This is a genomic window from Bacillus sp. JJ1566, assembly GCF_036962685.1.
In the GTDB taxonomy this organism is placed as follows: Bacteria; Bacillota; Bacilli; order Bacillales; family Bacillaceae_L; genus Ferdinandcohnia.
In genome coordinates this window covers 88603-98755 of the sequence record NZ_JBALOP010000052.1, presented here as the reverse complement: position 1 = coordinate 98755, position 10153 = coordinate 88603, and the positions used below count along the sequence as shown (strand labels likewise).

Below are 10153 nucleotides of genomic sequence, written 5' to 3'. Positions count from 1 at the left end.
TTGTGACCCACCTCGTGTGCCTAAAGAAATCGGGGCAAATACGTCAAGACGTATTTGATTCAATTAATAAAATATTTTATAATATTTAGTAAACCGAAATTTTCGAATTGAGAAGGTGTTATTTATTCAAACAGCAAAGCGTAATCTCATGATCATGTGGTTTGCCAATTTTTTTGTTGCAGCTAGTGCAACAATGATTATGCCATTTTTGTCTTTATACATCGAAACCTTTGGAGATTACTCAGATAGCTTTGTGCAACGGTGGGCCGGCTTGGTTTTCGCAGCAACCTTTGTCACAGCTTTTTTTATTTCACCGATTTGGGGACGTTTTGGTGACAGGAATGGTTACAAAAAGATTCTAATCATAACGGGAACAGGCATTGCCGTGAGTCTCTTTTTAATGGGATATGTGAACACAGTTGAGCAATTATTCTTCTTAAGGCTCTTCATGGGTGCAGTTACCGGATTTATCCCTACCTCCCTTGCCCTCATTTCCGCACAAACACCGAAAGAAATTGCGGGAAAAACATTAGGAACACTTCAAATGGGAAATGTATCAGGGGCATTATTTGGTCCATTATTTGGTGGATTGCTTGCAGATGCAGTTGGTTTTCAGTATACCTTTGTCCTTACGGCTGTGGTGATTTTAGGTGCAGTCCTTCTAGTTGCTGTTGGAATAAAAGAGGTACGGGTAAATGAAGCGAGTACTGCCGTCAAAAAATACACACGGAAAGAAGTTTTAGTTCATATCTTCAAGCATCCTGTTTTATTAACCATCATGCTTATATCAACCCTAATCCAGGTAGCCAATTTCAGTATTCAGCCTTTACTAGCACTATATGTTACACATTTAACTGACAGTAGTAATATTGTGTTTTTAGCTGGAATGGCATTTTCAGCGACTGGATTTGGAAATTTATTATTTACGAGGCAATGGGGTAAATTAGGTGACCGGATTGGTCATGAAAAGATTTTAACACTCCTTCTACTTGCCTGTTCGATCATGTTTATCCCGCAAGGCCTTGTAAATGAGCTTTGGCAGCTTGTTCTTTGTAGATTTTTATTCGGCATGGCAGTTGGTGGTTTAATTCCGTGTATGACGGCTTATATCCGCCAGGTTGCACCACTTTCTATGCAAGGTGAAGTTCAAGGCTATAATGTCAGTTTTCGATTTTTAGGAAATGTGATTGGCCCCATATCCGGTGGTATCCTCAGTGGTTTTTTCGGTATCTCCACCGTCTTTTTTGTAACAAGTGGGCTCTTTTTAGCGGGGGCAATTATTTTATGGCAAAGTGTTGGAAGACATTCTCAAAAATCAATTCATAAGGCTGCGTAAAACAGATGGCATTCGCCACCTGTTTTTAACTATATTCAGTCAGGGTTTTAATACCCCAACCGAATAAAGTTAAAGCCTCCGGCGGATGCCACGATTTTTCAAAGGAAATTTTTCAAGCTTGCTGGAAAAAAATCTGGCGCAAATACGCCAAGGCGCATTTGATTATATATAATAAGAGAATAGTAATCTTTGAGAGAGTGTTTTTATGAGAAGACAAACAGGGTATTTCATCACCTTTATTCTTTTGGCATTGTTTTTATTTATGGTATACAAAGTGCATGACGAATTGAAAGCTACAAAAGGCTTTTCCGCTGTACTAGATGAGAGAATTCCAATCGATAATGTAGTGTTGACACAAACTAGCTATATAAAGGACGGCACAGGAAAAGTGATTTCAGAGATCCGTCATAGTGAAAATCGAACGATACTTCCTGCTGATGAGATTCCGCAAATTGTGAAGGATTTGTTTATTACAATAGAAGACCAGCATTTTTATGAACATGTCGGATTTGATATTTCCGGAATTGGGCGGGCCGCTCTCATCAATCTACAAAATGACTCGATTGACCAAGGTGGCAGTACAATCACTCAGCAGCTTGCACGAAATCTCTATTTAACAAATGAAAAATCCTATAACCGGAAATTAAGTGAACTCTTGTATTCGTATCAATTAGAACGAACTCTGACTAAAGAGGAAATTTTAACGCTGTACATTAATGCCATCTATTTTCAAAACGGTGCATACGGCATTGAAACGGCATCCCAGCTTTATTTTAATCAGTCTATAAAGGATGCGACACTAGCAAAAATAGCGTTTTTATGTGCAATCCCGAATAATCCATCCCTCTACAACCCTATTACGAATTTTTCTAATACGAAAGAACGACAAGAACGTATTTTACAAAGTTTAGTAGAGGCTGGAAAAATATCATCTGAAGAATATGAAAGTGCTATAGAGGAACCGATTGAGCTTGCGTTGAGTGAAAGTATCGACCAATATCCAGATTACACAACCTATATTTATCGAGAGTTTGAAGATTTAATAGCTGAAAAAGAAGGCTACAATGAAAAGCTTAGTTTAGCGACTGGCAGCGAAATGGAGGAGCTTCAAAAAGGACTTGATAAAAGGGTAAAAGAGGTTCTCAGGTCTGGAGTAATCATTGAAACGGCGTTAAATTCGCATGTACAACAAGAGACTGTAAATGCTTTGCAACGCTATTTACCCTATGCAAATGTTCAAGGAGCAGCAGCCGTTATCGACAATACGACAAATCAAATCGTCGCTATCTCAGGCGGGAAAAACTATGAAAAGTTTTCGTTCAATCGCGCTTTTCAAGCTTTTCGACAACCAGGTTCCGTGATTAAGCCATTGCTTGTTTATGCACCTTATTTCGACCAAACGAATGCCTCAATTTCACAAACGATTAATGCCAATAACTATTGTAAAAACGGTTATTGCCCGCGAAACTATGGGGGCGGTCAATATGGAAATGTCAGCTTACAAACCGCTTTTAAATATTCCTACAACACCCCTGCTGTTCGGTTATTAGAACGAATGGGGATTGAGCATGGATTTTCATATATAGATAAGCTTCATTTTTCGAATGTGGTTAAAGAAGACCATAGTTTACCAGCAGCCATTGGTGGGTTTACTTATGGAATGTCTCCATTGGAGATGACAAATGCCTTTGCAACATTTGCAAACAATGGTCAATTTATTCAAGCTCGGGGAATCTCGAGGGTTACTGATTTACAAGGTAGTATCCTTTATGAATGGGATGAACAACCTGTAGTGGTGTGGAGTGATTCTGCTAATCAAAAGGTAAGAAGCTTGCTTGAGGATGTTGTTAAATCGGGAACAGGTAAAGAAGCCTATTTTTCAAGCAGTTATATTGGTGGAAAAACTGGCACGACGAATGATGTAAAAGACCTTTGGTTTATCGGTCTAACTGACCAATACACAGCTGGTGTTTGGGTTGGAAATGATCAAAATAAAAGCATTTATTATATGGAGTCACGCAAACCTCAAATGTATATTTGGAAGGATATCATGAAAGCGAGCCACTAATGATGAGGGGCTCGCTTTTTTAGATTGGTAAACTTGCGATTATACTGTTGTAAAGCTGAATGCAAACATAAGTTACCGTCATAAAAAAGGTAAACCAGCTAAGGGTATGGAAAAAGACAAGCCCAATTAATCCACCAAAGGTTAAAGTGCCCTGAATTTTATAAACGAAAAAAATAAAATAGCCAAGTGTAGCTACTAAAAGCACTAACACAATCCCATAAAAGGATTGAACAAAAGCTAGTGAAAGAGTCCCTCCTCCTAGATAGAAAAAAGACCCCGCCCGTATTTTCCTCAAGCTTTCACCACTGTTATCCTTTGTAAAAAATAAAAGGGAAAGCTCGAGCAATGTATTGGCAATTAATTTTAAGGCAGCAAACACCATAAAATAGAGTAGGAAAAACACAAAGAAGATTGCAAAATTAATCCACGTTGGTGAAAAGAACTCCTGCATACCACGGTAAACGCCCATCTGCTTTAACAAAGCTAATGTTTTCAATTCAGTCAGTATCGCGAATGAGACGCTAAATAGGATGATAGAAATAAGCGGAAAGTAGCTTGTAAAATATGTATTCTTCATTTTGATTCCTCTAATTTTAGATATAAATGTCATTTTTGATTTTAACATACATTTTTAAGTATTAATCTCTTTTTTTAAAATACATATAGTATAAGGCTACTAATATAGGAAAGAGGGGTTCTATGAAAAAGGGATTCTTGTTTATGTTGCTTGTCACTTGTTTAGCGTTTTTTACCTTCCTCAGTTCTGCTAGTGCTACTGGAGAATCTGATTTTACCCAAGCGGTGAATGGGAAATTGAAGGAAATCAATTATTATGCTGAAGGCTCCGCAAAGGTAGTCGATTCCATTTCAAAGGAAGCCGAAATCACCAAGGTGGTTACAACAGATGATCCGGAGACGAAAGAAAACGAAGAGGAAATCGATACATATACGGCAAATGTCGTTGTGGGGCATGTTTCATATAAATTAAAGCGTGACAGTATTTTCTATATCCAAAAGCATGAATTCTTTTATTATGATGTCGACAACCAGGAATTTCTAATGTTAGGAAATTTCCATGAGGACCAAGAAATAACATCCCTGTTCAATGACTATATGGATGCGGGTCATACGGCCGGGATCACGTTAACATCAAACTTATTATTTAGCCTATTTGTTATTCTTGGACTTCTGGTTGTGCCTGTATTAATCATGATGTTCCATAACAAATCTATTCCAGTTCCAATGGTAAGAAACAATAGCGTGATGTAGGATGGGATGCTTCATCTCATCCTTTCTTTATTGTTCAATGTGAATATATTCACGAGGCTTAAATTTTGGGAAGACGTTTGTTTCTTCTGTTAGTGTAGAATCGATTGTTTGTATTTGAAATTGATGCTGGCTTTCTATTTGATTTTTACCATAATCTCGTTTCATTTGGTCATGAATCACCCATGCCCCGATAAACAAGAAAGCAAAAATAGCGATTGCCACAATTCCTTTTTTTGCGTTCACAAGACCTCACCTCTTGCTACTAGCATTCATTTCAATAGGACTTTTTATACAAATGTTAATGTCCCACAATTTTATTCTTTTCCCTCCCTCATATACGAAATTCGAATTCAGTGGGAAAGCTTTCGTAGCTTTTTGCTCCTTCTTATTTTAACCATTACAAATACCATCAACGCCACAACAGCTAGGCCAATGACGATATCGTAGTATTTAAGAAATGCATTAATGAATTCTTCCCCTGCAAAATAACCGACTGAAAAAATCAACGAAACCCAAATAAAAATAGTTGTGTACATGGTTGTTGCAAATTTCACATAAGAAAATTTACTAAAGCCAAATAAGAACGGAAACAAAACGCGAAAGCCCGGAACAAAATAGCAAAACGCCAATGCAAACATGTTGTATTTTTCAATAATGGATAAAGCTCGAGCGATCTTTCTTCTCGTTTTGTTTTGTTTATTAAGAAAAATAACCATCGCATGTCCCGCGAAGCGTCCTAATACATAGCTTGTTGTGACAGCAGTTAATATTCCTAAGTATGTAACAATAAAAATCCTCCATGGAACAAAAACATCCTCTGCTGCAAAAAAACCTATAGTAGACACAATGACTTCATTCGGGATTGGGATCACAAATGCACCCACCCACAACCACACATAAAGCCCAATATAACCATGTTCTTGAATAATCGACACTACTTCATTTATATTCAATAATATCCCGCCTTCACCGGGTATGTAGTTAATTATAGATACTCATCCTATTCTATTATAGAATTAAATGGATATTATTAGAAACTATTTTTGAATTTTAAGGGAGAGAAAATATCGTGGAAAAGCCCATTGTGATCATTACTGGTGCTTCGAGTGGATTTGGCCTGTTAAGTTCAATCGAATTTTTGAAAAAGGGTTTTTTTGTTGTCGCGACCATGAGGGATTTACATAAAAAAGAACAGATACTAAGTCAATTAAAAAACTCAACATTAGAGGAGAATCTTCTTTTTTGTCAATTAGATGTGACTGATACAGTTTCATTGAAGGATTTTCAATTAACGCTTCAAGTTCTTGGTCGAGTGGACGTTTTATTGAATAATGCTGGATTTGCTACAGGGGGATTTGCCGAGGAAATTTCAATTTCTGAATACAGGGCTCAATTTGAAACGAACTTTTTCGGGTTGATTGAAGTAACCAAGCTTGTTCTCCCTTTTATGAGACAGCAACGGGCTGGAAAAATCATGAATCTCAGTAGCATAAGCGGACAAATCGGATTTCCAGGCCTCTCCCCTTATGTTGCGTCGAAGCATGCCTTAGAAGGCTGGTCTGAATCGTTGCAGCTTGAGGTAAGACCTTTTGGAATCGATGTAGTACTGATTGAACCAGGCTCATTTCAAACAAATATTTGGAGTAGTGGAAAAAAGATCGCCGCAAAGTCGATGCTTTCCACATCACCTTATCATGAAATGATGAAAAAAATTGAAGCAAACCTTGAAAATAATCAAGCTTCGTACGGAGACCCACTTGCAGTTGCGAAGTTCATCGTTAGGCTTGCTGCAAAACCTACTTTGCCTAAACTTCGCTATCCGATAGGAAAAGGGACAAGAATATCCATTACCCTTAAGAATTCACTTCCTTGGAAGCTGTGGGAGGGTATTGTGTTAAAGAAGCTAGGCATTGACAGAAAGTAGGGCTTAAGTGACGAATTAGCCGCACCTTATCATAAATTTAACATATATTGTAAGATAATTTTAACTTTATTCAGCTGATGTTCTCTACTTCTAAAATAAGAGTGCATACAATTTGAGTCGAGGCTAAAATTCCGACTGAATAAAGTTAAAGCCTACGGCGGATGCCACAGATTTTCAAAGGAAAATTTTCGAGCAGGGCTCGAAAAAATCTGGGTGCAAAAACGCCAAGGCGCATTTGATTTAAGGGAGGCCTTCCGTTGTACCATCATCCGTTTATCTATGGACGTCAAGGACCGCCAAGAACAGTTTTGTATCCAGGCTATTTCTCAAATATTACTAGTCATTCTGTATTTCCCGACACAGTACCTTATTATCCATACCCATATTTACGAAAATTACCCGAGGTTGATCCGACTTTATTTAAGGAATCAGCAGAAGAAATGAGAATTCTAATGAAGGATGCAAGCCTAATACTTGCTAAATTAGCCGAGTCAAGGGACTTTGCGAAAAAGGTAATGGCTGCTGCACAGGCATCAAATGATAAGGAAGTAGATCGACTGCTAAAAACAACAGGGATTCAGTCAAAAGTAACAGCTGCCTTTAATCCTGATGGTTTAAATCTTAAATTAGAGGCAAGTGTAGGAGGCTCTAAATCCAGTTTGTTAACTATTGCATTAAGATGGCGATAGTGGATAGAAATTTGTAGTGAGAACGAAGGTAAAAATTTGCCTATCGTTCTTTTTTAATTACAAGAATGAAATTTATAAAGTTTAGGACATGATAAAAACACGAGGAGGTAAAATCAATGGAAGATAGAGAAAGAGACACGCTAAGAATTATCCAAAGCAAAGAAGAACAGCTTGTGAATCAGCTTGATCCAGAGCTAGACCTTCGAAATATAAATTTCGCAACTGGCGAAAATGAATATCTAAACGAACGCTACGATGGTTTTTCGATTGATCACTAAATGACATACATGGAGGAAGTTAGATGGCTAAAAACGAAAAACTAAATGAAGAAGCAGCAATGAATAATAATTTAACTTCGTCTACGTATTCAAAAAATAAAACTGCAAAAAAGAAGAAATATGGGGCCAAATAAGTTGTGCCCCATTTTGTTAATTGGATTCAATGGAAATTTCTTTTAGCCTGCTATAGGCCTCCTCTTTATCAAACGAAGAATACCACCTAAAATTGGCATCATCTAAAATGCGATAGTGTTGGCTAATCATATTTTGTTGGAGCCGAAATCTTCCTTCTTGTTGGATATCCTTCCACCACAACTTACCACCCATGGTACGTTCTTTCGCACGATCGATTCCATTTCGTCCAATAATTTCAATCACATCAACAGGGTCTCCCCCTAATGTAGTTTGGATAATTTCACTATCGCGAAATAATGCACATACGGCTACGATACATGTCCAACCGGCTTGAATCCTTCCTTTTTCAATTTGCACTAACGTCTTTTTCGAAATACCCAAAACCTCAGCCATTTTATCCTGTGTATATCCTTTTTCAGTCCGGATTAGCTTCATTTTTTCAGAGAGCATTTCGGTTAATTGTTCCTTATCCATGTTAATCACCTATGTTATCCATTCACCTTCTCTTTAGAGAGAAAGCAAAAACCTTAGTGTAATTTTACACTAAGGTCCTCAAATTCGCAATTCAATAGATTAATTTCAAACCACTTATAAAAATGATGATCCCTATGACTGTTTGTAGTGGCTTCATTGGAACTTTTGCTGATAATGAGCTTCCGATAATTACGCCAGGAATTGATCCAAAAAGTAAATTCGTCACTAAGAGAAAGTCAACATTTCCAAAACCTACGTGAAAAAAGCTGCTCACAGTAACTAAAATAAATGCATGTGCAATATCTGTTCCAACTAATTCAGAGGCACGTAATCGATAAAATAACAACATCGCAAGTGCAAATAGCGACCCAGAACCCACAGAAGTTAATCCTACAATAAAACCTAGGAGTGCACCTAGTAGTATGGTGGCTTTTACTTTATCTTCGATAGGCTTTACACTGTAGGAGCTTTCTGAAAAACGAGAGCTGAATAATGTCTTTATCACGGTCGCAATGGCAACCAGCATGAGTACGTAACCGAGGGCATGCTTCACAATTTCTCCTTGAAGGAGTTTATCTCCCCCAGCAAAATGTAAAGTAGTCACCGCTATTATTGCACTAGGAACACTTCCTAAAGCCAAATATTTCACTAGTTTAAAATTGATTGTTTTCTGCCGAAAATGCTGAACAGACCCAAAAAACTTCGTTATTGAGTTGTAGACAAAATCTGTTCCGACTGCAATTAGCGGGTTAATGCCAATCAGGATTAAAAATGGAGTTAACAATGCCGCTCCACCTACACCAGTTAATCCGACCAAAAAACCGACAAAAAGGCCCATTAATACAATTCCAATACTCATTCCGACCGCTCCCAACATTTTCGGATATGGGCATTATATTTTTAGGACATCCCTTTTGACACATCTTTCTTACAATGGACAGTAAAAATATTTTTTAACTATAACAATTAGAATAGAGTACAGTATGCTTTTTAAAGGATATTGAAAATAGAATTCATCTACATTTATTTTATAACGTTTCCGAAGTGATATGACTCAACTTTTTATTTGTTAACTCATTTAATTTTTATGTTGACATATAATTATTCTTGTTTTACGATTTTGTTAACTAAAAATAATTGGGGGTTAACACAAAATGACAGCAATTTCGAAACCACGAATCCGAGCAATTGAAATTACATATGTCGGAATGTTTGCGGCGCTTATGGCAATCGGTGCAAACATTACCTCAATGGTTCCTTTTTTACAGGTCGCTGGGGTTCCATTGACGATGCAGACTTTTTTTGCCGTATTAGCAGGGCTTTTACTCGGGAGTCGATTAGGTGCTATTTCGATGATCGTATATATGCTCGTTGGGATTGCAGGAGCACCTGTTTTTTCAGGGTTTGAAGCGGGAATTTCACCAATCATTGGGGGTACGGGTGGATTTATTTTATCGTTTATTGCAACAGCATATTTCGCTGGAAAAGTGGTTGAACATGCAAAGGGGACACCAACATTAAAAACCTTCATGTTCGCAGCATTTGTTGGTCTTTTCATGAACTATTTCATTGGAACAAACTATATGTATTTTGCATTAAACTTTTGGTTAGAGGTAAAAATGAGCTACGGTGCAGCTTGGGCAGTTATGGCTTGGTTTATTATAAAGGACCTCGCTTTTACCATCTTCGCCGCCCTCATTTCTCCAAGAATTTATCGAGCGGTAACCAAAAATTCAGTGAATCATATTTCAACAAAAGCATCTTAAAAAATAAAAACTCCCCACGACTTTTTTCGTGGGGATGTTTATTATAGCTCGATCGCTGCAATCCATCCGAAAATGATAAGTGGAATATTATAGTGTAAAAATGCTCCTGGTTTCTATCAGCGTGTACCGCGAAACCTTTCTTGCAGTACACACTTCTCCTGTTTTCGCACAAGCATGTACCGTGAGACCTTTCTTGCAGTACATGGCTACTTCT

Annotated in this window: 12 protein-coding genes; 7 read left to right on the top strand and 5 right to left on the bottom strand. The window is 37.6% G+C overall.

Going from position 1 to position 10153, the window contains the following annotated elements; all coding sequences use genetic code 11:
* The first annotated feature begins 124 nt into the window (after positions 1-124).
* Both V7112_RS18890 and V7112_RS18885 read left to right on the top strand, forming a co-directional pair.
* Positions 125-1336 (top strand): MFS transporter, encoded by a 1212-nt coding sequence (locus V7112_RS18890; RefSeq protein WP_335422816.1) that lies wholly within the window; start codon positions 125-127, stop codon positions 1334-1336.
* 205 nt (positions 1337-1541) lie between these two features.
* The gene (locus V7112_RS18885) at positions 1542-3404 is read left to right on the top strand and encodes a transglycosylase domain-containing protein (protein WP_335422727.1); all 1863 of its coding nucleotides are present in this window, start codon (positions 1542-1544) and stop codon (positions 3402-3404) included.
* Positions 3405-3423: 19 nt separating this feature from the next.
* Here the strand turns inward: V7112_RS18885 and V7112_RS18880 are convergent, their stop codons facing one another.
* Positions 3424-3981 carry a DUF5366 family protein gene (locus V7112_RS18880; RefSeq protein WP_335422726.1) on the bottom strand — a complete coding sequence of 186 codons (558 nt, stop codon included), beginning with the start codon at positions 3979-3981 and terminating at the stop codon, positions 3424-3426.
* Between the two features lie 122 nt (positions 3982-4103).
* Here V7112_RS18880 and V7112_RS18875 point away from each other — a divergent pair, with 122 nt between their 5' ends.
* Positions 4104-4673: a hypothetical protein gene (locus V7112_RS18875; RefSeq protein WP_335422724.1), complete on the top strand. Its 570-nt coding sequence runs from the start codon at positions 4104-4106 to the stop codon at positions 4671-4673.
* A gap of 27 nt (positions 4674-4700) precedes the next feature.
* Here the strand turns inward: V7112_RS18875 and V7112_RS18870 are convergent, their stop codons facing one another.
* Complete coding sequence (locus V7112_RS18870; protein ID WP_335422722.1) at positions 4701-4916, bottom strand: hypothetical protein; 216 nt, start codon at positions 4914-4916, stop codon at positions 4701-4703.
* Positions 4917-5023: 107 nt separating this feature from the next.
* Positions 5024-5626 (bottom strand): DedA family protein, encoded by a 603-nt coding sequence (locus V7112_RS18865; protein ID WP_335422719.1) that lies wholly within the window; start codon positions 5624-5626, stop codon positions 5024-5026.
* 116 nt (positions 5627-5742) lie between these two features.
* Between V7112_RS18865 and V7112_RS18860 the strand changes: the two genes are divergently transcribed.
* From V7112_RS18860 to V7112_RS18850, 3 genes are all read left to right on the top strand, one after another.
* On the top strand, positions 5743-6597 hold the full coding sequence (locus tag V7112_RS18860) for an oxidoreductase (RefSeq protein ID WP_335422717.1): 855 nt from the start codon (positions 5743-5745) through the stop codon (positions 6595-6597).
* A 257-nt stretch (positions 6598-6854) separates the two neighbouring features.
* Positions 6855-7286 carry a hypothetical protein gene (locus V7112_RS18855; RefSeq protein ID WP_335422714.1) on the top strand — a complete coding sequence of 144 codons (432 nt, stop codon included), beginning with the start codon at positions 6855-6857 and terminating at the stop codon, positions 7284-7286.
* A gap of 116 nt (positions 7287-7402) precedes the next feature.
* Complete coding sequence (locus tag V7112_RS18850) at positions 7403-7564, top strand: hypothetical protein (protein WP_335422713.1); 162 nt, start codon at positions 7403-7405, stop codon at positions 7562-7564.
* Positions 7565-7714: 150 nt separating this feature from the next.
* Here the strand turns inward: V7112_RS18850 and V7112_RS18845 are convergent, their stop codons facing one another.
* Together V7112_RS18845 and V7112_RS18840 are read right to left on the bottom strand one after the other, a co-directional pair.
* Entirely contained in the window at positions 7715-8173 is a 459-nt protein-coding gene (locus V7112_RS18845) for a helix-turn-helix transcriptional regulator (protein ID WP_335422711.1), read from the bottom strand.
* Between the two features lie 91 nt (positions 8174-8264).
* Complete coding sequence (locus V7112_RS18840) at positions 8265-9032, bottom strand: sulfite exporter TauE/SafE family protein (protein WP_335422709.1); 768 nt, start codon at positions 9030-9032, stop codon at positions 8265-8267.
* Positions 9033-9327: 295 nt separating this feature from the next.
* On the opposite strand from V7112_RS18840, the gene V7112_RS18835 reads away from it, so the two are divergent.
* The gene (locus V7112_RS18835; RefSeq protein ID WP_335422707.1) at positions 9328-9939 is read left to right on the top strand and encodes a biotin transporter BioY; all 612 of its coding nucleotides are present in this window, start codon (positions 9328-9330) and stop codon (positions 9937-9939) included.
* Positions 9940-10153: the final 214 nt, after the last annotated feature.

Coding starts and splice junctions, on each gene's coding strand:
- V7112_RS18885 (WP_335422727.1), top strand. CDS start 1,542: ATGAGAAGACAAACAGGGTATTTCATCACCTTTATTCTTTTGGCATTG.
- V7112_RS18880 (WP_335422726.1), bottom strand. CDS start 3,981: ATGAAGAATACATATTTTACAAGCTACTTTCCGCTTATTTCTATCATC.
- V7112_RS18875 (WP_335422724.1), top strand. CDS start 4,104: ATGAAAAAGGGATTCTTGTTTATGTTGCTTGTCACTTGTTTAGCGTTT.
- V7112_RS18850 (WP_335422713.1), top strand. CDS start 7,403: ATGGAAGATAGAGAAAGAGACACGCTAAGAATTATCCAAAGCAAAGAA.
- V7112_RS18845 (WP_335422711.1), bottom strand. CDS start 8,173: ATGGATAAGGAACAATTAACCGAAATGCTCTCTGAAAAAATGAAGCTA.
- V7112_RS18840 (WP_335422709.1), bottom strand. CDS start 9,032: ATGAGTATTGGAATTGTATTAATGGGCCTTTTTGTCGGTTTTTTGGTC.
- V7112_RS18835 (WP_335422707.1), top strand. CDS start 9,328: ATGACAGCAATTTCGAAACCACGAATCCGAGCAATTGAAATTACATAT.